This is a genomic window from Mesorhizobium sp. P2_H9, from assembly GCF_056403215.1.
Genome location: NZ_JBFUFX010000001.1, coordinates 492,647 through 517,547, shown reverse-complemented (window position 1 = coordinate 517,547; position 24,901 = coordinate 492,647). Strand labels below are relative to the sequence as shown.

The 24,901-nt window shown below is 64.3% G+C and carries 20 protein-coding genes; 2 read left to right on the top strand and 18 right to left on the bottom strand.

Features of this window, described 5'->3' with window-relative positions; all coding sequences use genetic code 11:
- Positions 1-40 precede the first annotated feature (40 nt).
- The 5 genes from AC1DXN_RS02530 to AC1DXN_RS02510 all read right to left on the bottom strand — a co-directional run bounded on the left by AC1DXN_RS02530 (position 41) and on the right by AC1DXN_RS02510 (position 5,340).
- The gene (locus tag AC1DXN_RS02530; protein WP_477271675.1) at positions 41-826 is read right to left on the bottom strand and encodes an SDR family oxidoreductase; all 786 of its coding nucleotides are present in this window, start codon (positions 824-826) and stop codon (positions 41-43) included.
- Between the two features lie 8 nt (positions 827-834).
- Complete coding sequence (locus AC1DXN_RS02525; protein WP_477271677.1) at positions 835-1,599, bottom strand: SDR family oxidoreductase; 765 nt, start codon at positions 1,597-1,599, stop codon at positions 835-837.
- Positions 1,600-1,725: 126 nt separating this feature from the next.
- Positions 1,726-3,234, bottom strand: a complete 1,509-nt coding sequence (locus tag AC1DXN_RS02520) for a sugar ABC transporter ATP-binding protein (protein ID WP_477271679.1) — start codon at positions 3,232-3,234, stop codon at positions 1,726-1,728.
- A 32-nt stretch (positions 3,235-3,266) separates the two neighbouring features.
- Entirely contained in the window at positions 3,267-4,205 is a 939-nt protein-coding gene (locus tag AC1DXN_RS02515; protein WP_477243363.1) for a substrate-binding domain-containing protein, read from the bottom strand.
- Between the two features lie 151 nt (positions 4,206-4,356).
- On the bottom strand, positions 4,357-5,340 hold the full coding sequence (locus AC1DXN_RS02510; RefSeq protein WP_477272407.1) for an ABC transporter permease: 984 nt from the start codon (positions 5,338-5,340) through the stop codon (positions 4,357-4,359).
- Between the two features lie 426 nt (positions 5,341-5,766).
- Here AC1DXN_RS02510 and AC1DXN_RS02505 point away from each other — a divergent pair, with 426 nt between their 5' ends.
- A complete protein-coding gene (locus tag AC1DXN_RS02505) occupies positions 5,767-6,729 on the top strand; it encodes a sugar-binding transcriptional regulator (RefSeq protein WP_477271681.1) in 963 nt (320 codons plus the stop codon).
- Between the two features lie 23 nt (positions 6,730-6,752).
- On the opposite strand, the gene AC1DXN_RS02500 is transcribed toward AC1DXN_RS02505, so the two are convergent.
- From AC1DXN_RS02500 to AC1DXN_RS02445, 12 genes are all read right to left on the bottom strand, one after another.
- Positions 6,753-7,358 (bottom strand): hypothetical protein, encoded by a 606-nt coding sequence (locus AC1DXN_RS02500; RefSeq protein ID WP_477271683.1) that lies wholly within the window; start codon positions 7,356-7,358, stop codon positions 6,753-6,755.
- A gap of 56 nt (positions 7,359-7,414) precedes the next feature.
- Positions 7,415-8,908, bottom strand: coding sequence for a xylulokinase (locus AC1DXN_RS02495; RefSeq protein ID WP_477271685.1), 1,494 nt, complete (start codon positions 8,906-8,908; stop codon positions 7,415-7,417).
- Between the two features lie 20 nt (positions 8,909-8,928).
- Positions 8,929-10,251, bottom strand: coding sequence for an NAD(P)H-dependent oxidoreductase (locus AC1DXN_RS02490; RefSeq protein WP_477271687.1), 1,323 nt, complete (start codon positions 10,249-10,251; stop codon positions 8,929-8,931).
- A gap of 255 nt (positions 10,252-10,506) precedes the next feature.
- On the bottom strand, positions 10,507-12,537 hold the full coding sequence (locus tag AC1DXN_RS02485; protein WP_477271689.1) for a dipeptide ABC transporter ATP-binding protein: 2,031 nt from the start codon (positions 12,535-12,537) through the stop codon (positions 10,507-10,509).
- Positions 12,530-13,387, bottom strand: a complete 858-nt coding sequence (locus AC1DXN_RS02480; RefSeq protein ID WP_477272409.1) for an ABC transporter permease — start codon at positions 13,385-13,387, stop codon at positions 12,530-12,532. Before AC1DXN_RS02480 ends, AC1DXN_RS02485 begins: the two co-directional genes overlap by 8 nt.
- A gap of 17 nt (positions 13,388-13,404) precedes the next feature.
- Positions 13,405-14,358 carry an ABC transporter permease gene (locus tag AC1DXN_RS02475; RefSeq protein ID WP_477271691.1) on the bottom strand — a complete coding sequence of 318 codons (954 nt, stop codon included), beginning with the start codon at positions 14,356-14,358 and terminating at the stop codon, positions 13,405-13,407.
- 2 nt (positions 14,359-14,360) lie between these two features.
- A complete protein-coding gene (locus AC1DXN_RS02470) occupies positions 14,361-16,694 on the bottom strand; it encodes a molybdopterin guanine dinucleotide-containing S/N-oxide reductase (RefSeq protein ID WP_477272411.1) in 2,334 nt (777 codons plus the stop codon).
- A gap of 151 nt (positions 16,695-16,845) precedes the next feature.
- Positions 16,846-18,510, bottom strand: coding sequence for an ABC transporter substrate-binding protein (locus tag AC1DXN_RS02465; protein WP_477271693.1), 1,665 nt, complete (start codon positions 18,508-18,510; stop codon positions 16,846-16,848).
- Positions 18,511-18,776: 266 nt separating this feature from the next.
- Positions 18,777-19,961, bottom strand: a complete 1,185-nt coding sequence (locus AC1DXN_RS02460) for a mandelate racemase/muconate lactonizing enzyme family protein (RefSeq protein ID WP_477271695.1) — start codon at positions 19,959-19,961, stop codon at positions 18,777-18,779.
- 1 nt (position 19,962) lies between these two features.
- Complete coding sequence (locus tag AC1DXN_RS02455) at positions 19,963-21,069, bottom strand: mandelate racemase/muconate lactonizing enzyme family protein (protein WP_477271697.1); 1,107 nt, start codon at positions 21,067-21,069, stop codon at positions 19,963-19,965.
- Positions 21,070-21,104: 35 nt separating this feature from the next.
- A complete protein-coding gene (locus AC1DXN_RS02450) occupies positions 21,105-21,794 on the bottom strand; it encodes a GntR family transcriptional regulator (RefSeq protein ID WP_477271699.1) in 690 nt (229 codons plus the stop codon).
- A gap of 112 nt (positions 21,795-21,906) precedes the next feature.
- Positions 21,907-22,695 (bottom strand): HalD/BesD family halogenase, encoded by a 789-nt coding sequence (locus tag AC1DXN_RS02445; protein WP_477271701.1) that lies wholly within the window; start codon positions 22,693-22,695, stop codon positions 21,907-21,909.
- Positions 22,696-22,796: 101 nt separating this feature from the next.
- On the opposite strand from AC1DXN_RS02445, the gene AC1DXN_RS02440 reads away from it, so the two are divergent.
- Positions 22,797-23,735 (top strand): LysR substrate-binding domain-containing protein, encoded by a 939-nt coding sequence (locus AC1DXN_RS02440; RefSeq protein WP_477271703.1) that lies wholly within the window; start codon positions 22,797-22,799, stop codon positions 23,733-23,735.
- A 9-nt stretch (positions 23,736-23,744) separates the two neighbouring features.
- Here the strand turns inward: AC1DXN_RS02440 and AC1DXN_RS02435 are convergent, their stop codons facing one another.
- Entirely contained in the window at positions 23,745-24,899 is a 1,155-nt protein-coding gene (locus AC1DXN_RS02435) for an efflux RND transporter periplasmic adaptor subunit (protein ID WP_477271705.1), read from the bottom strand.
- Positions 24,900-24,901: the final 2 nt, after the last annotated feature.

Below are 24,901 nucleotides of genomic sequence, written 5' to 3'. Positions count from 1 at the left end.
TCGGCCCGGGCAGGCACTGCTTACGGCGTGAACAGCTTGCTCACGACATGATCAGGCCGCCGTCAACATTGATGGTCTGGCCAGTGATGTAGGTCGCGTCGCTGCTGGCGAGAAAGCTGACCAGACCGGAGACGTCTTCGCCACTGCCGGCACGGCCCATCGGGATGTTCTTCACCCATTCGGCCATCAACTCGCCGGGCTTGTAGTCGCCCATCAACTTGCCCCATGCAGCGTCGTTATAGGCCCACATGTCGGTGTCGATGATACCGGGGCAGATGGCGTTGACGGTGATCTTCTCCTTGGCCACTTCCTTGGCCAAGCTCTGGGTGATGCCGACGACGCCGAATTTCGAGGCCGCGTAGTGCGGCGTGTAGATGAAGCCTTGCCGCGCCTGGCCCGACGCCGTGTTGATCAGCCGGCCGCCGTCGCCATGCTTGCGGATGCGCGCGATGGCCTCCTGGCAGCACAGGAACACGCCCTTGGTGTTGACCGCCATCACCTTGTCCCACTCGGCCTCGGTCATCGCCTCGATCCGGGCGATGGTGATGACGCCGGCATTCTGCACCGAGATATCGACGCGGCCGAATTCTCGTTCGGCCAGATCGTAGAGGGCGGCAACCTCATCCTTCCTGGTCACGTCCATCCGCATCGACGCCACCTTGGCGCCGGCCGCCTTCAGGCTGGCGGCGACCTCGTCGACACGCGGGTCGATTGCGCTGATGACGACGGCAGCACCCTCAGCCGCGAAGCGTTTCGCCATCGCCGCCCCGATGCCGCCGCTGGCGCCGGTGATGACGGCCGTCTTTCCCTCGAAACGCTTCTGCATTTTTCCTCCTACCAACAGACAAAGCCGCCATCGACGATGAGGTCGATGCCGGTGACGAAACTCGCGGCGCGGCTGGAGAGGAACACGGTCGGGCCGACCATTTCTTCCGGTGCTGCCATGCGGCCCATCGGCGTGTCGCGCTCGAAGATCTTCACCTGTTCGGCGACCTCCGGGCGCTTGTTCATCGGGGTCAGCGTATAGCCCGGGCTGACCACATTGACCCGCAGGCCGCGATCGGCCCATTCCATGGCGAGGCTCTTCGACATGTGGATGACGGCGGCCTTCGACGAATTGTAATGCGCCTGGGTCAGGCCGCGATTGACGATCGAGCCGGACATCGAGGCGATGTTGATGATCGAGCCCTTGCGCCGCGTCAGCATGGCGCGCGCCTCGGCCTGACAGGACAGGAACACGCCGCTGACATTGACGTCATAGACCTTCTGCCACTTCTCCAGCGACAGCGTCTCGGCTGCTTCGGCCCCGGCAATGCCGGCATTGTTGACGGCGATGGTCAGCGCGCCGAGCTCTTTCTCGGTGCTCTCGATCGCCGCCGCAAGATCGGCCTCCGAAGTCACCGTGCCGGTCAGTACCAGCGCCTTGCGGCCAAGTGCCGTAATCTTGTGCGCCGTCTCGTCCAACCCGCCCTTGGAGGTATGGCCGAAACAGACGACATCGGCGCCGGCTTCGGCCAGACCAATGGCGATCGCCTGGCCGATGCCGCTGCCGGCGCCGGTCACCAGCGCTACGTCTCCGTGAAGATCGAATAGTTTCATCGTCGGTCCCTCTGCTCCAACCGCCGGCCGCTCGAAATGAAGGGGCGCCAGTCTTTTTGCTGGCGCCCCGTGCGGTCCGGTCCTTGGGAGGATATCACCTGGAGCGCTTTGTTCCGATACGTTGTTCTAGCTCGTGGCAAGTTCCATGACGGCGACGTTGCTGGCCTCGCCGCGGTCGAGAATGCCGCGCTGGCGGCCACGGCTCAGCACCAGCACGCGGTGCGACAGGCCGAGCACTTCCTCGAGGTCGGAGCTCACCACCACCACCGCCATGCCCGAGCGGGCGAGATCGGCGATGACATCATAGATCGCGGCACGCGCACCGACATCGATGCCGCGCGTCGGCTCATCGAGGATGAACACTTTGGGCGGGCGCGACACCCATTTGGCGATGATCACCTTCTGCTGGTTGCCGCCGGACAGCTTGCTCACCGCCTGGCCAGGTTTGCCCTTGACGCCGAGCCTGGCGATGCCGGCCTCGGCGAATTTCTGCACGGCCTTGGGGAACACCCAGCCATTCGGCGCGACATGGTCGAAATTACCGAATGCCAGATTCTCGCCGATGGTCTGGTCGAGCACGACGCCTTGTGCCTTGCGGTCTTCCGGCACCAGCACGACGCCGGCCTTGATCGCCGCCGCCGGGCCGCTGAGATGCACCGGTTTGCCGGCAACACGCACCGACCCCGATGAAATCGGATCGGCGCCGGCGATCGCCCGCACCAGCTCCGTGCGTCCGGCGCCGATCAGTCCGGCGAGGCCGAGGATCTCACCTGACTTCACCGAGAAGGAGATGTTGTTGAAGCTGTGTTCGGGCGAGGACAGGTTCTCGACTTCGAGCAGCGTGTCCGCTCCCGGCGGCGACAATGGCGGAAACATCCGCTCGACCGAGCGGCCGACCATCTGCTCGACCACGGTGCGCACCGGAATATCGGCGCGCTCGTGCCGGGCGACGATGCGCCCGTCGCGCATCACCACCACGCGGTCGGCGATCTGGGCAATCTCGTCCAGCCGGTGGCTGATATAGATGAAGGACATACCTTCCGCCGTGAGCTTGCGGATCTGCTGGAACAGCAGCTCCGTTTCCTCGCCGCCAAGGGCTGCCGTCGGTTCGTCGAAGATCAATAGCTCGGCATTGAGGGCCAGCGCCTTGGCGATCTCGACCTGCTGCTGGGCGGCGATGCGCAGCGTGCGCACCTTGCGCTCCGGCGAGACGTCGAGGCCGAGGCGCTTGAGCTGTGCCGATGCCTGCGCGTTCATGGCCGCGCGGTCGATGCGGCCGCCGCGCATCGGCAGCCGCCCGACATAGACGTTCTCGGCCACCGACAGGTCCGGCAGCAGCTTCAGCTCCTGGTGGATCATGCCGACGCCGGCTTCGATGGCCGCGGCGGGAGAGGCGGGGGAATAGGATTTCCCCCGCCACATGATGGTGCCGGCATCGGGTTTGGTCGACCCGGCAATGATGTTCGAAATAGTGGACTTGCCGGCGCCATTTTCGCCAAGCAGCGCCACGACCTCGCCCGGGCGCACCTCAAAGCTTGCATCGGCCAGGACCTGGACCGGTCCGTAGCTTTTGCAGAGGCCGCTGACGGAGAGCCCCAGATGGGGGCTCTCCGTATGGCGTGGATTCAGGGACATCGTTGCGCTCGTCTGGTCAGGGATGCCAGCTCTTAAGGATGCTTGGCGATGAACTGCTCGACATTGTCCTTGGTGGTCAGTGTCGCATCCTGCAGATCTTCGGCGGGGACTTTCTCTCCGGCCACCAGCTTGATCGCCGCATCGACGGCCAGCCGGCCCATGCCTTGCGTCTGCTGCGTCGCGGTGACGTCAAAGACGCCGTCCTTCAGCGCCTTGAGCGCCGCCACGTCGCCGTCGAAGCCGGCAACCCAGACCTTGTGGCCGGGATTGGCGACCTTGACTGCCTGCGCCGCGCCGAGCGCCAGCGCATCGGCCTGGCCGATGACGATCGACACGTCGGGATGCGCCTGCAGCAGGTCCTGCGTCAGCTTGAAGCCTTCGTCCTGGTGCCAGCCTTCACTCCACAGTTCGCCGACCACCTTGATATCGGGGTAGCCCTTGAGCGCTTCGCCGCAGCCCTTCGAACGGTCGACTTCAGGTGTCGTGCCCTTCTGGCCGTGGATGATGATCAGCTCGCCCTTGCCGCCGGCCTGCTTGGCGATGTAGTCGCAAACCGCCTGGGCCGAGGCGACGCTGTTGGTGGCGATGAAGGTGTCGCCGGGCGCGCCATCGGCGTTGCGGTCGACATTGATGACCGGGATGCCGGCTGCCTTGGCCGTCTTGGTCGGCACGGTGGCGGCGGTGGCACCGGCCGGGATGTAGATCAGCGCGTCGATGTTCTGCGTGATCAGATCCTGCACCTGGCTGACCTGCGTCGCCGAATCGCCCTTGGCGTCGACGGTAACGATTTCGATGCCCTTTTCCTTGCCGTAGGCTTCGACCGACTGCTTGATCTGGTTGAAGAAATCGGCCTGCAGATTGGCGACGGCGAGGCCGAGCTTCTTGGCGTCCTTGGCCGAGGCCATGTCGGTGAGGCCGAGCAGCGGGATGACGGCCGCGGCGGCGAGCAAGAGTGAACGTTTGGTCAGCATGTTATTCCTCCGTTGATAAGGTCAATCAGTTCTGCCGGCGCACCCTTGGCGCCCTTGGCCGAACACTCCCAGTTTCGGATCAACCGATCCGTATTCCGCCCGAATATCGGGCGAATCTCATTGCGCCCCATTCTTCATTGTGCCCCGTCCTTCATTGCGACCTTCGCCGCCATGTGTCGGTGGCGACCGCCAGCGCGATCACCACGCCGATCACCACTTGCTGGATGAAGGGCGAGACGCCGAGCAGGTTCAGGCCGTTGCGCAGCACGCCGATGATGAGGACGCCGACCACGGTGCCGCCGATCGAGCCGACGCCGCCCGACAGGCTGGCGCCGCCGATCACCACCGCGGCGATCGTGTCCAGCTCGTAGCCGAGGCCGGAGCTTGGCTGGACCGAATCGAGCCGTGCCGCCAGCACGATGCCGGCGAGCCCGGCCAGCACGCCGCAGACGACGTAGACCCAGTTGGTCAGCGACTTGACCGGTATGCCCGAAAGCCGGGCGACCTCGGCGCTGCCGCCGATGGCGTAGAGGCTGCGGCCGGTGGCGCGGTAGTTGAGGAAGATGGCGAAGATGATCGCCAGCACGATCATCAGCCCGACCGTGACCGACAGGAAGCCGAAATGACGGATGATCGACAGGTTGGTGAACCAGTCGGGAAAGCCGACGATCTGCGAGCCGTCGGTGATCATGTTGGCGAGGCCGCGCGCCACCGACATCATCGCCAGCGTCGCGATGAAGGGCGGCAGCCTGGTGATGGTCACCAGCATGCCGGAAACCAGCCCGCAAAGGCCGGCGACGACAAGGGCCGCGACGACACCCGCCGCAAGGCCGAGATTGAGATAGTCGGGATGGGCGACATAGCCCATCACCATGGCGGCGAGCGCCAGCACAGAGCCGACCGACAGGTCGATGCCGCCGATCAGGATGACCAGCGTCATGCCGATCGCCATGATGCCGAGCACGGTGATCTGGTCGAGCACGTTGAGGATGTTGCGCATGGTCAGGAAAGTGTCGGTGGTCAGCGTCAGCGCCAGGCAAAGCAAAAGCAGGCCGATCAGCGGTCCCATGGTTCCGGCAAACAGCGCAGAAAGCCTGGCGCCCGCCGGGGCCTGCGCACCGGTTCCGGCTTTCAACTCGCTTGTGTCGTTGCTCACAGCCAATTCGTCTCCTCCACCCAGCAAAATGGCGATGCCTCGCCATCCGCCTTGTTCACCAGGTACCTCCCTGTGAACAATTTATCTTTGATATGCAATTTTGTTCAGCTAAACCGGTCATCGGAAAATTGTCAAGGCCTGCCGCTTCATTCGACGCCGGTTTGCGCTGCAGTTCGGTTTGGCTTACGAAAGGGCGCGGAATGTCGAGTTTTAAGTGCGGATTTTCTCTTTCGATCATTTTAGCCGGCTGAACAGCGGCGGGCGGCCAAGACAAAGTAAATGTTGACTATTTCGGGTTTCATTTCGCGCGGCGATTAGGTCGAGGGACCCCAGACGGTTGCTCCGTTTGCAAATGCCGGTTGAAAAGCATGGGGCCGCTACGCACGGCTGCGGGAGGACAAAAAGATGGCGGTGATGGAGAACGAGAAGGCCTCGCGCTTCCCGGACGCCGAGCTCAAGGCGCGGGCGGCGTGGCACTATTATGTCGAGGGCCTGACGCAGGAGCGCATTTCCGAAATCCTCGGCATCGGTCGCATCAAGGTGCATCGCATTCTTTCCGCCGCCCGCGAGGAGGGTATCGTCCAGTTCCGCATCCGTGACAGCGTCGTCGAATGCGTGGTGCTGGAGGAGAGCCTGAAGCAGCGTTTCGGGCTCAGCCAGGCCGTCGTGGTGCCGTCGGCTGCCGACAGGAGCAACGCGCCGCTGATGATCGGCCACGCCGCCGCCACCTATCTGGCCGACAATGTGAATGCCGGCGATGTCATCGCACTCGGCTGGGGGCGGACGCTGAAATTCGCCATCAAGGAACTGCCGCGGCGGCCGATCGCCAGGACGACGGTGGTGTCGATGCTGGGTGGCCTCACCCACGCCCAACCGCTCAACCCGACCGAAAGCGCCTGGGAGTTCGCCGAAAAGATCGGCGCCGAGTGTTTTCTGCTGCCGGTGCCGGTCTATGCCGACAGGCCGGATCAGCGCGACGCCTTCATGAGCCAGCGCAGCGTTCAGGATGTCGTCTTTCGCGCGCGCCGGGCAAACATAGCCGTGCTCAGCGTCGGCTCGTTTTCCAACGAGAGCCCGATCGCCAACTACGGCTTCATCAAGCCCAGTGAACTCGAGGAATTGCAGGCCGCCGGCGCCGTTGGCGACATTCTGTGCCATTTTGTCGACGCCGAGGGTCGCCCGGTCGACCACGAGGTCAATCGGCGGGTCTGTGCCTATCCGCTGCAGGATCTGTCGGAGATTCCCAACATCATCCTGGTTTCAGGCGGCCAGGAAAAAGTTGCCGTCATGCGGGCAGCGCTCGCCAGCAACAAGATTTCGGTGCTGATCACCGACGAGGATGCGGCCAAGGGCCTGCTCAACGGCTGAGTGTTGTCTTCCGCAGAGGCGCTTCAAAATTCGCAGGGCTTGGGGCGCTTGTCAGCCGACCAGTTTGCCAAAGACTTCAGCGTGAACTTTCCTGCGATCGGCTTGCCGTCGCTCAGATCCTGCGAGGCGACGCCTTTGCCGGTGAGGTAGTTGATGTCGCAACTGCCGAGCGTGGTTTCGACGGTGCCGTCGGCCTTCTGGACGTTCCAGTCCCAGTAACGGCTGAAGCCGGCGACCAGAAATTTGCCGCTGCGATAGACGATCGTCAGCGTCTCCTCCCATGATTTGCCGGCGCCACAGCCGAAACAGGAGGTGACGGTCAGCGAGCCCTTGCCCTTGGCAGCGAGCTCGAGAACCCGGCCCTCGGTAACGGCTTTCTTGACGAAGGTCGGCTTGCGCGACGGATCGAGCTTTTCGTCACCAGCGCCCAGGTAGATGGTAAGCACCGCTTCGCCGCTGTCGGGATCCTCCACCACCACGGCCCGATCCATCCGTCCGTCATGGTCCATATCGAGCGACACCTGCAACGGCGCGTCGGCCAGCGGGTTGTCTTGCGCGAGCACCGACATCGGGACTGCGGCGAGGGCAACAATCCAAAGCAGGGCCGCAAGATGAAACGCTGTCTTCATGAGCCAGCGATTCTAGCATTGGCTGGACAACACGCAATATCGGCGGCGAGCGGGGCTCACGCCGGGGCGTTGCCGAGCCGTTCGTGGATGTCGCGCGTCGCCTGATAGAGGTCACGGTAGATTGCCTTGCGGGCGCGGTAGAAGGGCACGAGATCATCGACAGGGTCGACATGCCTGGTGGGTGCCGCCGTCATCGCCTCTGCCGCCGCCTCGGGCGAAGCAAACCATCCGATCGCGCAAGCCGCCAGCATGGCGGCGCCAAGGGCGGCGGCTTCGTTGACCGGCGAAACCGAGATCGGCCGTTCGAGCACACTGGCCATGATCGCCATCAGCAAAGCCGAATTGGTGCCGCCGCCGGCGGCGATCATCGCTGTCGGCTTGCAACCGGTCTGCGCTTCCATCGCCTCGGTGGCGATGGCTTGCTCGAAGGCGATGCCTTCCAACGTCGCGCGGAACAGATGCGCGGGTTGGTGATCGAGCGAGAGGCCGACAATGGCGCCGCGCGCCGCACCATCCCAATAGGGACTCATCACGCCGGCCCAATAGGGCATGATCAGCAGCCCGTCGCTGCCGGCGGCAACGTTCACCGCCGCCTTCTCCAGCACTGCTGCGGATGGCGAGCCGGTGGTGCGCACGATCCAGTCGACCAATTGCATGCCAGAGCGCAGCACGGTTTCCAGCATGAACCCCGAACCGGTCGGTGAGACCAGCGTGCGAAACGCATCCGACGTGGTGACGGTGCCGGAATAGCAGCCGCTGACGACGCCGGAACCAAGCGAAAGATAGGTCTTGCCCTCGCCATGGACGCCCATGCCGAGGCCCATCGCCTGGCCATCACCGGCGCCGGCGACAACAGGCGTACCGGCCTTCAGCCCGGTCAGTCCGGCCACGCTTTCATTAAGGCCGCCACAGACGGCGCCCGGCGCGATAAGGTCCGGCAGTTGCTCCGGCCGCAGCCCCGCGGCCGCGACAAGCTTGGGATGCCAGGTGCGATTCGCGACGGCGAGAAACCCGAGCGGGTCGGCACTTGCTGTGCTGGTAACCAGCCGTCCGGTCAGCCGGTGGACGAGGAAGCCGTGCACGTCGACAAGTGCCGCCGCCTTGCTGAGTGCCTGCGGCTGGTGTTCGGCCAGCCAGGCGATGGCGTACAGCGCCGGCGTCGGATCCGGCGGCTTGCCGCTCCAGTCGCGGATCGTCTCGCGGCCAAGTTCGGCCGACAGCCTGGCGACCTGCGGGCGGGCGCGTTCGTCGAGCCACAGGATGGCGGGAATGAGCGGCTTGCCGGCATGGTCGATCAGCGTGAAGGTCTCGCGCTGGTGGGCAATGGAGATGGCCGCCACCCGCGCAGCGCCAACCCCCTCGGTAACCTGCTTCAGCGCGCCGAGCAGCGCCGTCCACCAGTGCTCGGCATCCTGCTCGAAATGGCCGGGCCTGGGATTGGAAAGCGGATAGGACTCACGCGCCTGGAACAGTTCTTCGCCGTCGCGCGTGAAAGCGATCGCCTTCACGGCCGTCGTCGAGGCGTCGATCCCGATTACGACATCGTTCATCAGGCGGAGATCCGGCGGTGTCAGGCGGCGTTGGTCACGAACCGTCCGTCCGACTGGTCGAGACGACGGCGGATCTGGGTTATCACCATCGAATCGTCGGGTACACAATTTTCATAGGTCAGGAATTCGCCGGTCTTGAGCGGCTTGACCACCTTGGCGCGTTCGGCGAGGCCGAGCGGCAGGGCGCCCTTGGCGCGCGCGTCCTCCCAGGTCATGGCCAAGCCACGATAGTCGTTCTCGCCGATCATGCCGAGCGATTGTCCCTGGCCAAGATTGCTCTTGGCCACAGCCACCGCCTCGGCGACCGGATGGTCGAGCGGCTCCATGTCGGCGCGCTTGTAGACCACGGCGCGCGCCGCCGACAGCGGCACTTCCAGGCTGGTCAGATGATAGGGGCGGAAGATCGTGAAATAAGGGCCTTTGCCGACCTTGAGGTCGACCATACGCTCCAGCACGCGCGGATGCCTCGTCTCGATGATGCAGAACACGCCGGGCGCGACGCCCTTGCCGATGGAGTAGTCGACCACGCCCTTGCGGTGCAGCACGCCGCCATCCTCGCGCGGGCACAGCACGCTGGCCAACTCCTCGAGCGTCGCGGTCGGGCCGTGCATGCCGGGCACGTCGGGCACCAGGCCGGTGGCGTTGGCGATCGCCACCATCTCGATCGCCGTCTTCGAGCCGTCGACGAACTCGACCAACATGCGCGCATTCATGTTGCGCTCGGCCGCTTCCTTCTCGTAGTCGGCCGGCATGGCGTCGATCTTCAGCGGATTGTTCTTGCCCTTGCCGGCGGCGATGATGTTGAAGCCGAGGCTCTTGGCAAAGCCGATGATCTCCAGCGTGCAGGCGGGCTCGTCCCCGGCCGCCCCGGTGTAGACGACGCCGGCCTTGCGCGCCTCTTCCTTGAGGAAGCGGCCGATGGTGATGTCGGCCTCGACATTGAGCATGACGATATGCTTGCCGTTCTTCATCACTTCGAGCGCGAACAGCGTGCCGATGTTGGGATTGCCGGTGGCGTCGATGATGACGTCGATGCGGCCGGCCGACGCCAGCGCATGCAGGTCTTCGGTCACCGCGATCTTGCCGGCCTCGATGGCGCGATCAATGGCTGAGGCATTGGCCGCCTGCACGATGTCGGAACGGTCGTGGCCGGCGAGCAAGGCGGCATCGATCGCCGCTTGCGGTCTGACCTCGGAAATGGCACCGATCCGCATGCCCGGCATCAATGCGACCTGAACGACAATGTCGGTGCCCATCTGCCCGGCGCCGGCGAGACCGATGGTGATAGGTCCCTGCTTTTCAGCGCGCTGCAAAAGTTCCGCTGCAAATTGCGGATGGGACATGTCGCTTCCTCCAGTTCCTGACGCGCCGCAGCGTCGAGATCATCATTTTGAACATTCCTATTTCCAAATGAACAATATTTCAACCAACAATTTGGCAGTAGCGGCAGGATTCAAATCTGGGTTGGACTCTACGCGGCGATGGAAAGCCTTTGATGCCGGCAGGACAGAGGGGGCGCGACAGAGCGCTACGGCCTGTCGCTTTCGGAAGGCGACCGTGCCTTCATGATGGCCGATTGAGCCGCGAAGGGACCGCGGTCAGGCCGGCTCCGCTTGCACCACCTGCTTCTGCAGTCTCGCCAGTTCCGCATACGGAATGTGGCAGCGGATCGTATGGCCGGGCTCAGCCTCGGCCAGCGGCGGCTCCTGTTGTTCGCAGATCGCGCCAATCTTGCGCGGGCAGCGTGTGTGGAACACGCAACCCGATGGCGGGTGGGTGGCGCTGGGGATTTCGCCGTCGAGGCGAATGCGCGACGTCTCCGTCTGGTCGAGCTTGGGCACCGCCGACAGCAGCGCTTCGGTATAGGGGTGATGCGGGCCGGCAAAGACATTTTCGGAAGGCCCGAGTTCCATGATGCGGCCGAGATAGAGTACGGCGATCTGGTCGGAGAGATATCGCACCACCGCCAGATCATGCGAGATGAAGATGTAGCTGACGTCTTCCTTCGACTGCAGGTCGGCGAGCAAATTGAGGATCGCCGCCTGCACCGACACGTCTAGCGCCGAGGTCGGTTCGTCGCAGACGACGATGCGCGGCTCGCCGGCGAAGGCGCGAGCAATGGCGACACGCTGCTTCAGGCCGCCCGAGAGCTGGCGCGGCTTGACGGCGAGATGCCGGTCGGTAAGCCGCACCGAACGGACGAGCTCATCGAGGCGGGCCTGCAATGCCGCACCGCTCAAGCCGGCCAGCCGCTTCAGCGCCCGGCTGATCAAATGGCGGATCGAATGCGAACGGTTGAGCGCCGAATCCGGGTTCTGAAAGACAATCTGCATCGCCTTGATCTGGTCAGCGGTGCGACTGTCCAGCCGCGGCGCCAGAGCCTTGCCCTCGAGTTCGATCCTGCCGCCCTCGTCCGGCGGCACCAGGCCAAGCAGCAGCCTGGCGAAGGTGGTCTTGCCGCTACCGGATTCGCCGACCAGGCCGAGCGTTTCGCCGGGCCTCAGGCTGACCGAAACATCCTTCACCGCCCGCAGCGCATGGCCATGGCTGGCAAAGGTCTTGTTCACCCCCTCGACGCGCAATACGGCTTCGGCTGCCGCCTTCGGCGCGGCGACAACCGCATCGCTTGGCGTGGCGCGTGGCAATGACTGCGCCTGTTCGTGATAGTGGCAGCGCGACAGCCGACCACCAAGATCGTAGAGCGGCGGCAATTCGCTACGGCAGCGGTCCGTCGCCAGCGCGCAGCGATCGGCGAAGGCGCAGCCCTTGATCGTGGCACCTAGGCTGGGCAGGAACCCCGGAATGGTGTCGAGGCGGCCCTGATCCTTGCGCTGGCCGCCGCGCGGCAGGCAGCGCAGCAGCGCCACCGTGTAGGGATGGCGCGGATCGTTGAACACGGCCTCCGTCGGTCCTTCCTCGACCAGCATGCCGGCGTAAAGAACGCCGACCCGGTCGCACATGTTGGAGACGACGGCGAGGTTGTGGCTGATGAACAGGATCGAGGCCGACAGTTCCTGGCGCAGCTGTGCGATCAGATCGAGCACTTCGGCTTCCACCGTCGCGTCGAGGCCGGTCGTCGGCTCGTCTAGGATCAGCATGGTCGGGTCGTTGGCCAGTGCCATGGCAATCGCCACACGCTGCTGCATGCCGCCCGACAGCTGGTGCGGATAGCGCTGCATGACGCTGACCGGATCGGAAATCCGCACCCGGTTCAGCATGGCGATTGCCTTGTCGGTGGCGGCCTGTCCCGTAACGCCGCCAAGCTCGAAAATCTCGGTCAACTGGCGGCCGATGCGGATCGACGGATTCAGCGCCTTGCCGGGGTCCTGATAGACCATCGACACGCTTTCCGCGCGGGCGCGCCTGAGCGCTTCGGCGTCGAGCTTCATCACGTCCTGGCCGTCGAGCGAGATCGCCCCGCCGGTGATAGAACCGTTCCTCGGGAGATAGCGCACGACGGTGAGCGCCACCGTGGATTTACCGCAGCCGGATTCGCCGACCAGCCCATAGGCTTCGCCTTGGCCGATGGTCAGGCTGAGGTTGCGCAGCACCGCGCGGTTGCGGCCGCCGACGCGGTAGGCGACGGAGAGGTCTGAGAGTTCGAGTGCGTTGGCGGCCTTCTCAGTCATTGAGCGCCCCTTGCACGCCGTCGGTCACCAGATTGACGCCGATCACCAGCGAGGCGATGGCGAGCGCGTCGAACAACACCGTCCACCAGAAGCCGCCGCCGATCATGCCGTAATTGCTGGAGATCGACAGCCCCCAGTCGGGCGAGGGCGGCTGGATGCCGAAACCCATAAAGCTGAGCGTCGCGACGGCGAAGATCGCATAGCCGAGGCGGACCGTCGTTTCGACCAGGATCGGCGGGATGACGTTGGGCAGGATCTCCACGAACATGGTGTGCAGCGCGCTTTCGTGCCGCAGCTGCGCGGCAGCGACATAGTCGAGCTCGCGTTCGGCCAGCACCGCCGAGCGCACGGTGCGGGCGATGATCGGCGCAAAGCTCAAACCAATCACGACAATGACCGTGGTCTTGGACGTGCCGAGCGCGACGATGGCGAGCAGCGCGACGATGACCACCGGGATGGCCATGAAGGCTTCGAGGATGCGGCTGATGATGTCGTCGACGATGCCGCGGAAATAGCCGGTGAACAGGCCGAGCGCGGTGCCGGCGATGGTGGCCAACAAGGTGGCCAATGGGGCGACAGTCAGGATGTCGCGCGAGCCGACGATGACGCGTGAGAAGACGTCGCGGCCAATCTGGTCGGTGCCGAACCAGTGCTCGCCCGAGGGCGGCGCCAGCGCGTTGATGATGTCGTCGGCAAGCGGATCGTAAGGTGCGAAATGCTCGCCGAACAGCGCGCAGGCGACCCAGAACACCACGATGCCGAGGCCGGTGAGAAACGTGCCGGAGCGCAGCAGCGAAAAGAAAACCTCGGCCATGGGGCCGCGCCGGTTGGTATCGTCAGGCGTCGGCATGCTGCTGTCGATGGTGCTCATTGGTCTGTCCCCAGCCGTATCCGCGGATTGAGCACGGAGTAGAGAAAATCGGCGGCCAGAGTGGCGACCGCATAGACGATGCCGATGGTCAGGATGCCGGCTTCGAGGATCGGGAAGTCCTTGCCGCGCGCGGCGGTGAAGATCAGCGAGCCGATGCCTTGGTAGCGAAACAGCGTTTCGATGACGACGAGGCCGCCGATGAGATAGCCGGTCTGCGTCGCAATGACGGTGACGGTCGGCAACAGTGCATTGCGCAGCACATGCCGCCAGATCACCGTTCGCCACGGCAGGCCCTTGAGCACCGCGGTTCTGGTGTAGTCGGAATCCAGCGCCTCGATCATGCCTGAGCGCGCCATGCGGGCGATGTAGCCGAACAGCACCAGGAACAGCGGCAGCGAAGGCAGGATCAGGTAGTAGAGCTGGGTGAAGAAGCCGGCATTGGGCGGCCATGCGGCGGAAATCGGCAACCAGCGCAGCCAGACCCCGAAAATCAGGATCAGGATGATGCCGGTGACGAATTCCGGCAGTACCGTCACCGACAGGCCGCCGAGGCTGATGATGCGGTCGAGCGGCCGGTTGAGATTGAGCGCCGCGATGACGCCGCCGAGAATGCCGATCGGCACCACCAGAACGAAGGCGACTGCCGCCAGCTTCATGGAATTGCCCAGCGCATCGATGACGAAGGGCGCTACCGGCGAGCGGAAAATATAGGACGTGCCCATGTCGCCCTGGATGAAGTTCCAGATCCAGCTGCCATATTGGGTGAGCAGCGGACGATCGACGCCGAGCGTATGATTGAGCGTGTCGACGGCGCGCTGGTCGGCAAACGGTCCCAATATGGCGCGCCCGACATTTCCGGGCAGCACCTGGCCGCCCAGAAACACCATGATCGAGAGCAGGAACAGCGTGACGAACGACAGGAAAACACGCCGGACGAGAAAGGAGAGCATGGCTAGGACTCCTTATGAAGACCGTTCGGCCCGGGCATGCCGGACACGTCGGGCAAACTCACTGTGGCAGGCGGATCGAATGCTGTCACCGGCGGCACAGCTCCCATAAATCGCGACACCTGGACCAGCGTCGAATTGCAGGTTGGCGATTGGGCAAGGCGCGACGTACCCCGGTCGGGTGTCAGGACATTCGGATTACCATGCTTTTCCAGACTGTGCGATTGTGCTGGCTCGGAGGGGTCGAACCATGCCCCGGTGGGCAACTGCACGACGCCGGGGATCAGGCCATCTGTCAGCACGGCGCCCGCGAGGCATGATCCGCGATCGTTGAAAACGAGGACGACCGCTCCGTCCAGGATGGCGCGTGCGGTGGCATCCGCTGGATTTATCAACAACGGCGCGCGGCCCGACACCTTGCCCGCGCGGCTGACCGACCCGTGATCGTACTGGCTGTGGAGTTTGTCGGCTGGCTGCGGTGACAAAAGATGCAGCGGGAACTGCTTGGCAAGATCGCCGCCCAGCCACTCCCGCGGTTCCCGCCACACGGCATGGCCCGGACAGTCGTCATAGCCGAAAGAATCGACCGTCGGCGAAAACAGCTCTATGCGGCCCGACGGGGTCGCCAGCCGGTGCCGATCCGGATCGGCACGGAAGGAGCCAAGCAATGTCTGAGAGGTGACATGCCGGGCAAGCTCGGCGTAGCCGTCATGCCAGAAATGCTCGAATGGCGGCATCTCGACCCCGGCGGCCCCCGCATTGTCCCTGGCCTGGCCATAGAGCAGGCGGATCCACTCTTCGGCATCGCGCCCTTCGGTGAAGGCCTGGCGCACGCCAAGCCGTGCCGCCAGGTCGGCAAAGATCCGATAGTCGTCGCGCGCCTCTTCCACCGGATCGATCGCCTGTTTCATGGCGACCACGAGGTTTTCGCGGTTCGAAAAGGCGAGATCGTTTCGCTCCAGCGGTGTCGTGACCGGCAGCACGATGTCGGCATGGCGCGCCGTCGCCGTCCAGAAGGGTTCGTGGACGATGATGGTCCGCGGACGCTGCCACGCTTCGACGAGGCGGTTCAAATCCTGATGATGGTGGAATGGATTGCCGCCGGCCCAGTAGACGAGTCTGATGTCGGGATAGGATAGTGCGGCGCCGTTGAACTCGAAGGGGCCGCCCGGATCGAGCAGCATGTCGGCCACGCGCGCGACAGGGATGAAGCCCGGCACTCGGTTCGTGCCCTGCGGCAGGGATGGCCATCGAAATCCCATCTCCGGTCGTCCGGCGCCGTTTGTGGATGAATAACCGAAGCCGAACCCGCCGCCCGGCAAGCCGATCTGGCCGAGCAGCGCGGCAAGCGTGATCGCCGCCCAATATGGCTGCTCGCCATGGTCTGCGCGCTGCAGCGACCAACTGACCATCACCATCGTGCGCTTGGCGGCCATTTCCCTGGCCAGTGCGACAATCCTCTCCTCGGCAACGCCGCTCAGGGCGGCGGCCCATGCCGGGTTCTTCGGCTGGCCGTCGGTTTCTCCCAGGACATAGGCCCGCACGACCTCGAAGCCGGTGCAATATCGCGCCAGAAATGTCTCGTCATGACGGCCCTCGCTGATGAGGACATGGCATAGAGCCAGCATCAGGGCGGTGTCGCTGTTCGGTCGAAGCGGCAGCCATTCGGTCTCGACGCCGCGCGGCGCGTCGTCGCGCACGGGTGAAACATTGATGAGCCGGGCGCCGTTGCCGACGGCCCTTTGCAAGGCGGTTGAGGCCTCGTGGCGTGCCGCACCGCCGCCCTGTATCTGCGCGTTGCGCCAGGGCAGCCCGCCAAAGGCAACGATGAGCTCGCTGTGCCGCTCGATCCCGTCCCAGGTGGAATGATTGCCCGTCAGGCCGTCGGTGCCGCCGAGCACATGCGGCAGGATGATCTCGGCCGCGCCATAGGAGTAGCTCAGCACCGAGCTTGTGTAACCGCCGATCGTGTTGAGGAAGCGGTGGACCTGGCTTTGGGCGTGGTGGAATCGCCCCGCGCTCGCCCATCCGTAGGACCCCGCATAAATCGCGGCATTCCCATGCTCGCCGCGAACCCGGTCCAGTTCGGCCGCCACGACGTCCAGCGCGGTTTCCCAGGGGACTTCGACAAAGGGTTCGCTGCCGCGCCTGCCGCTGGCGCCGGACCTGTTTCCCTCCAGCCAGCCGCGCCTGATGGCGGGGCGCGAAATGCGCAGGTCTCCCTGTACGGTGCCGAGCATGGAGCTGCCGATCGGCGATGGATCGGGATCGCCGCTCCATGGCTCGACGCTGACAAGCCTGCCGTTCTCGGCACCGACTTCGTATGTCCCCCAATGCATGGTGGTGAGCAGGGTCTCGGACTCCTTGGGACACGTCAACGATGGATAGTCCCACTACGGCAAAGTTACACGTCAGGCGGGCGCGCCCCGCCTTGCCACGCAACTGCCAGCCCCAACGCGGGGCTGGCAGTTCCGGCTTCCCTCTTTCCGTTCAGGCCTTCGATGCTCCGCTGAGGAAGAGCTGCGACATGGCCGTCGGCTGCACGCCGGCGACGCCCTTCAAGGTCGCCGTCAGATAGTCGTAGAAATAGCCGAACAGGACCGGCGTTTCCTCGAGCAGCAGGGCCTGGATCTTGCCGGCATCCGCCTTTTGCGCTTCGAGATCGAGGGCTGCGATGTAGCTGGTCGCCAGCGTATCGTAGTCCTTGTTCTTGAAGTGCGCCGCATTCCAGGTGCCGTCGCTCTTCAGCGGCGCGGCCAGGAAGACGTTCGGCACGCCGCGGTGACCGTAATCGGTGATCCCCATCACCGAATCCAGCCAGTTCGACTTGCCGAACACCGCATCGCCGTAATAGGCGCCCTGGTCGAGGATGTTGAGTTCGAGCTCGATGCCGATCTCCTTGACCCAGTTCTGGATCAGCTGCGCGTATTCGGGGATTTCCAGATAGCGCTCGGTGGTCAGCGTCACCTTGAAGCCCGCGCCGGCGCCCGCCGCTTCCATCAACTGCTTGGCCTGGGCGATATCCTGCTTGCGCTGCGGCACGCTCGGATCGGTCGAGGGGTAGGCGGAGGCGAACGGGCTGTCGTTGCCGGCCACGCCCCGGCCCTTCATCAGGCCGGCCACCAGCTTGTCGCGGTCGAGGCAGAGCGCGATGGCGCGGCGCACGCGCGGATCCTTGAACGGATCGGAATCGCAGCGCATGTGCACCTGCTGATGCGCCACCGATTTCAGGCTGATGATGTCGATGTTCGGATCGCTGAGCAGGCCGACGCCGGCCAGCACCGGCAGCTGGTTGATGATGTCGACCTGACCGCCCTGCAGCGCCAGGATCATTGGCTGCGTGTCGGCAAAGAAGGTGAACTCGGTGCGATCGGGCAGCGCCTTCTCGCCCCAGTACCCATCATTGCGGACGAACGACGCGCCGACCTTCGGCGTGTATTTCTCGAGCTTGAACGGCCCGGTGCCGTCGAAGCTCTTTTCGTAGTCGCCCTTGTAGCTCGCCGGCAGGATCACGGCGTTGTAGTTGTCGGACGACAGCATGTAGGGGAAGTTGCCGTTCGGCGCATCGAGATGGAATTCCACCGTATAGTCGTCGACCTTCTTGGTCGCGCCCTTCTGCAGGATACCGCTGAACACCGACAGCGCATTGGACGAGTTCGCCGGATCGGCGAGCCGGTCGATGCTGGCCACGACGTCGTCGGCTTTCATCTCGCCGCCTGAGTGGAATTTCACGCCCTTGCGCAGCGTGAAGGTCCACACCGTGCCGGTGTCGTTCGGCTTCCAGCTTTCGGCGAGCGACGGCTGCAGCACCAGGTCCGGGCCGTCGACGCAGAGGAATTCGGCGACCTGCTGCAGGACGACGAGGCCGCCGGCATCGGCGATGGTCACCGGGTCGATCGCCGCGGCGGGCACGCTGCTGGCGACGCGGATGGTGGCGCCGGCTGCGCCCGCGGCACGGGCCAGCGACGGCATGGCGCCGAAGCCGGCGGCAGCGCCGATGCGGCCGAGCAGCGGCAGCGACAGGCCGAGCAGGCTGCCGTGGCGGATGAAATCGCGGCGGCTGACCCGGCCATCGACCAGTCCATCGATCAGGTGGTTTTCGAGCGGCGAGCGGCTGCGCCGGATGAAGTCGAGAATGCGATAATTGTTGCTCATGGGTTTAACCCTTTCCCCTGTGTTTTTTGTAACTACGAACGCTCTTTGTGATTGACGAGTACCGTGGATGTTCTCCGTATCCCGGGCGTCAATGAGGTCTGCTGACCGGGACTGTAGCATGCGATCTTTGCTGGTCCATCCGGTCCTTGCGGCGGAGAGACGGGGTTTCTTCGAGGCACTGCTTCCACCCGTTCGTCCTGCATTCCGGTCGAAAACGCCGCTGCAGGCTTCTGTTGTCTGGTTTCCGTCTCCTGCGTCCTGTCCTCCTAGTTCAGCGGCAGGCGGCGATAGGTCCCGGGCTTCACCGGATCGTGATATTTGTTGCAGGACCCGTTCTCGGCAAAGTCGCGGTGGCAGGCGGCGAGGTTTGCGCGCGACAGGGTGACGCCGAGGCCGTGTCCCTCGGGCACCCGCACGACATTGTTCCTCGGCGAGAACGGCCCTTCCTCGATGACGTCCATCGGCAGCATGCGAAACAGCGACTGGTTCGGCTCCCTGATCCAGCCAAGAGCCGCGCACAGATGCAGATAGGCGGCGCTGCCGATGCCGCTGTCGCCGCTGTAACACCAGTAGTCGATGCCGGAATGCTCGCAGGCGCCGACGAAGCGCAGCATGCGGCCGATGCCGCCATGCACGGTCGGGTTGCCGACGAAGGCGTCGGGCACCTTGGTCTCCATGGCGCGCGCTATGTCGATGTTGTGGGTCGAAAACGGGATCGAGCAATGGCGGCGCAGTTCGCGCATTTCCTCGATGGTCGCCACCGGGTCTTCCCAGTTGCGCACGCCAAGCTCTTCGAGCGGCCGCGCCAGCCGGCGCGCCGTCGCTAGCGAATAGGCCTGGTTGGAATCGATGCGGATCATCGCCTCGTCGCCAAGCTTCTGGCGGATCAACTCGACCATCTTCAGTGAGATTTTCGGATCCTGGGTCGAGAACTTGCCTTCGAAGAAGGTCGTTCCATAGGTCTCGTGCAATTCGACGCAATAATCGGCGACTTGCTCCGGCGTTGTCTCGCCCTTGATCTTTGGTCCGTCACCGCGCAGCGAGAAATAATCGGTGAACGGGATGTCCTTGCGCACCGCGCCGCCGAGCAGCTGGTAGAGCGGCTGCTTCCACGCCTTGCCGCGCAGGTCCCAGAGCGCCATCTCGATGGCGCCGAAGGCCATGATACGGCTGCGGTCGTTGATCGACTGCACACCGGTCCAGTAGGGCAGGCAGACTTCTTCGGCGCCGGCGATGTCGAAGGCGTCGCGGCCGACAAGCCGCGCCGCCAGCACATCATTGATGATCGCTGCCGCCGCCGGTGTCGGCGCTTCGCCGAGGCCGATCAGCCCGTCCTCGGTTTCGACCTCGACGATGGTCGGCGAGAAGCCGTCGAGCTCGCCGAACACCCAGGCGTAGGGTGCTTCGAGCCGCAGGTTGATTGGGGTGGCATGGATGCGGCGGATTTTCATCTCAGCTGCCAATCTCGAAGAAGGGCTTGCCGAGCAGGTCAGGCAGGACATCGATGCCGAGGCCCGGTCCGTCCGGAATGCCCATGCGGCTGCCGGTGACCGGCGGCTTGTTGGAGGCTGTGCGCACTGTCACCCATTCGTGGAAAGCGATGGCATGCAGCCGGCGTTCCTCCGGCGTCGACAGCGACAGATGCGCCATGGCAGCAGTGTCGATCTCGGCGCCGCCGGTATCCTCCACCGTGATCATGAAGCCGAGGTCGACGGCAACGTCGCGGATCTGCCGCGTCTTGCTGACTCCGCCGAGCCGCGAGATCTTCAGCGTCAGCCCATCGGCCGCGCCCAGGCGATGTATTTCCAGCATCGCCTCGAGCGACGTCACGGATTCGTCGAGCACCATCGGCTTGTCGAGCATGCGGCGCACCGACATGTTCTCGTCAATCGTGGTGCAGGGCTGCTCGAACGTGTAATCGATAGCGCGCGTCGCATCGGCAAACTGGCGCGCCTGATAGGGCGTCCAGCCGGCATTGGCGTCGCAGAAGATGACAGTGCCCTTCGGCACCGAAGCGGCGACCGCGCTGACGCGCTCGATGTCGTCATGGACATTGCCGCCGACCTTGACCTGCAGCCGGTGAAAGCCCTGGCCGACGATCCGCTTGGCAAGTGCCGCCATGGCGTCGACGCTGCCATGGGTGACGACCTTGTAGAGCTCCGCCGTCTCGCTCTCGCGTCCGCCGAGCAGCGTGACCAGCGGCACGTCGGCGGCGCGCGCGGCGAGATCCCAGCATGCCATGTCGAGCGCCGACTTGATGTAGGGATGGCCCTTGAACACCGTGTCCATCAGCCGGCCGATGCTCGCCAGTCCGCGCGGATCCTGGCCGATGAGATGCGGCGCAATCTCGACGACACCGGCGCGCGTTCCGGCGGGGAAGGCGGCGGAGTAAAAATTGCCCAGCGGCGCCATCTCGCCCCAGCCGGTGACGCCGCTGTCGGAGGTGATGGCGACAATCACCGCGTCGAAGGCGTCGGCCTCGCGCCCTTTGGACATGCGGTAGGGCCCGTCCACGAAGGGCTGCACGACATGGTAGGCTTTTATGGTTTGGATCCGCACGTATCTGTCCGTTGTCTACGATGTTTGGGGAATGGTCAGGCGCCCCTTGAGGGGCGCTGTTCGAGGCTGCGTGCGTAGGAAAGCAGCTGTTCGTAATCGAGGTGGATATGCTCGCGGGCATGGCGCTGGGCAGCGCGCATGTCGGTGCCCTTGAGCAACCGCACATAGGTCTCGTGCACATCTTCGGCCGGCACCGGCTCGTTGCGCGCATGCTGGTGGAGGGCAAAATACATCTGAAGCCGGCTGGTCAGCCGCTGCCAGGTTTCCAGAAGCACCGAATTTTCGGCCCATTCATAGATCAGGCCATGCAGTTGCAGCGCCGTTTCGATCTGCCTTGTGGTGTCGAGGTTGCGGGTCGCTTGCTTCACCGCTTCGTGGCGCCGGTCAAGCTCATCGAAGAAACGCTGGTCGCGCTGTGGCCATGTCCGTTCGATGGCGAACTCGTCCAGCACCTGGTTGAGCGAATACGCATCATCGATGTCCTTGGCGGTGACATCGATGACGAAGGTGCCGGCATAGGGGATGCTGGTCAGGATGCCTTCCTGCACCAGCTCGCGCATTGCCTCGCGCAGGGGCGCGCGGCTGACGCGCATCTGTTCGGAAATCCTGAGCTCATTGAGCTTCTGGCCTGGTTGCAGTTGGCCGGTCAGGATCGCGCGTCGCAGCAGCGCCACGATTTCGGCGCGTCGCGTCGTGTCGGCAATCGGGCTGAAATCCGTCGTCACCGTCCGGCCCACTCCAGCGAGAACAGAAGGTAAGACAATCAGATTGTCGACAATCTAACAAGAGGTCATTTTTGGATTCTTTTCGTTCGGTGGCATGCCGGCCTCTTTGGCCTCAAGCCGCCCGGCCGTAGAAGCCGACCCGCTCCTCGTTGCTGAACATCACACCCGGCTTCTCGTAGTAGGAGAACACCGCGATCATCCGCTCGCGTTCGCCCTCAACGGTGGTGACGCGATGCGCGGTGTTCTTGCCGCGGAAGACATTCAGCGTGCCCGCCTTCATGCGAAGGATTTTTGCCTCGGGGTCGCGGCCTTCGAGCAGTTTCGCCACGCCGTCATAGTTGGGATTGTCGTCGGAACGGAGCTCGGTGCGGTATTCGAGATCGCCGCCACCCTCGGCCGCCTGCAACAGCAGCGTGGTGGTGAATTCCGAACGGTCGAAATGCCAGTTCAGCGCCTCGCCGGCGCGGTAGCCCATCACATTGGTGCGCGCCAGCGGATCCTCCATCACATGCAGCTTCGTCTTGCCCATCGTCGCTGCCAGAAAGCGCAGCAGCGGTTCGTATTCGTAGATGGCCAGCACGACGCTGCCGGGGATCTGGTCGGCGCACACCGTATGGCTGACCGTCTCGACCTTGCGCAGCGCCGGATGGTCGGGCGCAAGGTCCGGAAGGTCAGGCTTGAAGTAGATGTTGTGCATGCGCTTGTGCATATGCGAGCGCGTATCCATCACCGGCTGGATTTCCCAGACCGCCTTTTCGGCGACGCCGGGCCGCAGAAAGCCTTCGAGATTGAACATGCCGTCGGCTGCCAGCGCCGCTCTGGAGGTTTCCACAAGGTGCTTCCATTCGGCGCTGCCTTCACGGTCGAGCGGGTAGCGGTCCAGATCGAGAATATCTTTCATGTCTCTTGCTCCAAGGCTGAGACCGCAGAAGACGGCAAAAAAATCTTTCTCTCAACGTGGAAAATTATTAGGGTTGCGAAAGAAAAACCTATGGTGACAAGGTGGAACGGCTGCCGCCCCTGAATGCGATCAAGGCCTTCGAGGTCGCGGCGCGTGCCGGCAGCTTCACGCTCGCGGCGACCGAACTCGGTGTTTCCTCGGCCGCGGTCAGCCAGCAGATCCGCAATCTCGAGAGCTGGTTCGGCAAGCAGCTGTTCGTGCGCACCGGCAACCGCATCGCGCTGACCGACGCCGGCCATGCGATCTACCCGCAGACCGCGCGCGCCTTGGGCGACATCGCGGCGATCGGCCAACGCATGCTGGAAGGGACTTTGAGAACCCGGCTTGTCGTCAGCGTGCCGTTTTCGCTGGCCGAACTGTGGCTGGCGCCAAGACTGGCCGTGCTGCTCGAAGCCTTTCCGCATATGGCCATCGACGTCCGCGTCGAGGATGACCCGGTCGATATTGCGCGCCAGAACATCGACCTGCGCATCTCCTATGGCGACTATCACTATCCCGGCTTGAAACTCGTCCGCCTCGTCCATGACGACGTGCTGCCGGTCTGCGCGCCGGAATTCTGGCGTCGGCATGGCGGCAGCACGACCAGCCTGGCGGAACTGCACGAGAGCCTGTTCATCCACACCAACTGGGGCCCGAACTATGCCACGCATCCGAGCTGGGCCGACTGGTTCGCTGCCTCGGGAGGCAGCCGTTCGCCCGATCCTTCGCAGGGGCGGCGCGTCGGCCTGTCCAGTCTGTCGATATCAGCTGCAAGGCTGGGTCTTGGGGTGGCGCTTGGCCAGCGGGTCATGGCCCGCGCCGATCTGGAATCCGGGCGCCTCATCGCGCTCTCATCCGTGTCGGTGCGTCTCGGCCATCCCTATTGCGCCTTCATGCCTGCGGCCAAAGCCGAACGCGCCGATGTCGCCGGCCTCGTCGCACTCCTCAACAAAACGGCGCCCTCGGTGTGGGAACCGAGGGCGCCACACGACCTTGTCTGATGGGGGTTATCAGCTGGCCGGTTTCTCCTGGGGCAACGGCGAGATCGGCATTCCGGGTCCGATCTTCTGCAGATTGCCTGTGATCACCTGGTCGCCTTCGGCCACGCCGCTGAGGATCGCCACCAGATCGCCGTTGATCGGGCCGAGCGAAACGATGCGCTGGTCGACCGTGTTGCCCTTGCCGACGACGTAGAGATATTTGCCGAGCTGGCTCGAGCCCAGCGCCGTCTGCGGCACCATCAGCGCATCGGGCTGCTGCTTGATGTGCAGCCTGACCCGGACATATTGGCCGGGCAGCAGCGTGAACTTGCCGTTGCCGATCGTTGCCCGCGCCGTGATGGTGCCGGTCGAGGGATCGATCGTGTTGTCGATGAAGGTAAGTTCGCCCTTCTGGCGCGCTTCGGTGTCGCCGGGCAGCAGGATGTCGACGTCGATCGGTCCCGCGGCGCGAGCTTCCTCGATCTGCGCCAGATCGGTTTCGCTGGGATTGAAGGTGACGTAGATCGGGTCGAGCTGCACCAACGTGTTGAGCACGGTGCCGGCGACGCTGACCAGCGTGCCGACCGACGCCTGGTTGCGGCCGATGCGGCCGGCGAATGGCGCCTTGATTTCGGCGTAGCTCAAATTGAGCTCTGCCGTCCGCACGGCGGCCTGGTTGACGGCCAGCGACGCCTCCGCCTCGCGCAAGGTGCTGGTGCGCTGGTCGAACGCGTCCTTGGCAATGTAGCCGCTCTTGGCCAGCTCGCTGCCACGGCCGAGATTGGAACGGGCATAGTCGAGCGTGGCCGTGTCGCGCTGCACCTGCGCCTTCGCCTGGTCGAGAGCAGCCTGGAAATCCTGCGGGGCGATCCGGTAGAGCAGGTCGCCTTGCTTGACGTCGACACCGTCGGCAGCAGCCTGCTCCTGCAAATAGCCCGGCACGCGCGCCTGCAGCGTGATGCTGCGGATCGGCTCGGTGCGCGCGGCATAGTCGAGATAGATCGGGATCGTCTTCTTGACGACGTTGACCACCGGCACCGGCATGACAAACGCCGCCGGAGCCGGCGTCGCTGCTGCCGTGCCGGCATTCAGGCTGAGATTGCCCATGTCGAGCCAGTGAACGCTCGCCACCGAGATCGCCCCCAGGGCGACCGCCGCACCCAACGCGATTTTCCATTTACGCATGA

Coding starts and splice junctions, on each gene's coding strand:
- AC1DXN_RS02435 (WP_477271705.1), bottom strand. CDS start 24,899: ATGCGTAAATGGAAAATCGCGTTGGGTGCGGCGGTCGCCCTGGGGGCG.
- AC1DXN_RS02520 (WP_477271679.1), bottom strand. CDS start 3,234: ATGTCCCTGAATCCACGCCATACGGAGAGCCCCCATCTGGGGCTCTCC.
- AC1DXN_RS02470 (WP_477272411.1), bottom strand. CDS start 16,694: ATGCATTGGGGGACATACGAAGTCGGTGCCGAGAACGGCAGGCTTGTC.
- AC1DXN_RS02445 (WP_477271701.1), bottom strand. CDS start 22,695: ATGAAAGATATTCTCGATCTGGACCGCTACCCGCTCGACCGTGAAGGC.
- AC1DXN_RS02495 (WP_477271685.1), bottom strand. CDS start 8,908: ATGAACGATGTCGTAATCGGGATCGACGCCTCGACGACGGCCGTGAAG.
- AC1DXN_RS02525 (WP_477271677.1), bottom strand. CDS start 1,599: ATGAAACTATTCGATCTTCACGGAGACGTAGCGCTGGTGACCGGCGCC.
- AC1DXN_RS02505 (WP_477271681.1), top strand. CDS start 5,767: ATGGCGGTGATGGAGAACGAGAAGGCCTCGCGCTTCCCGGACGCCGAG.
- AC1DXN_RS02530 (WP_477271675.1), bottom strand. CDS start 826: ATGCAGAAGCGTTTCGAGGGAAAGACGGCCGTCATCACCGGCGCCAGC.
- AC1DXN_RS02500 (WP_477271683.1), bottom strand. CDS start 7,358: ATGAAGACAGCGTTTCATCTTGCGGCCCTGCTTTGGATTGTTGCCCTC.
- AC1DXN_RS02515 (WP_477243363.1), bottom strand. CDS start 4,205: ATGCTGACCAAACGTTCACTCTTGCTCGCCGCCGCGGCCGTCATCCCG.
- AC1DXN_RS02480 (WP_477272409.1), bottom strand. CDS start 13,387: ATGCCGACGCCTGACGATACCAACCGGCGCGGCCCCATGGCCGAGGTT.
- AC1DXN_RS02465 (WP_477271693.1), bottom strand. CDS start 18,510: ATGAGCAACAATTATCGCATTCTCGACTTCATCCGGCGCAGCCGCTCG.
- AC1DXN_RS02460 (WP_477271695.1), bottom strand. CDS start 19,961: ATGAAAATCCGCCGCATCCATGCCACCCCAATCAACCTGCGGCTCGAA.
- AC1DXN_RS02485 (WP_477271689.1), bottom strand. CDS start 12,537: ATGACTGAGAAGGCCGCCAACGCACTCGAACTCTCAGACCTCTCCGTC.
- AC1DXN_RS02475 (WP_477271691.1), bottom strand. CDS start 14,358: ATGCTCTCCTTTCTCGTCCGGCGTGTTTTCCTGTCGTTCGTCACGCTG.
- AC1DXN_RS02490 (WP_477271687.1), bottom strand. CDS start 10,251: ATGTCCCATCCGCAATTTGCAGCGGAACTTTTGCAGCGCGCTGAAAAG.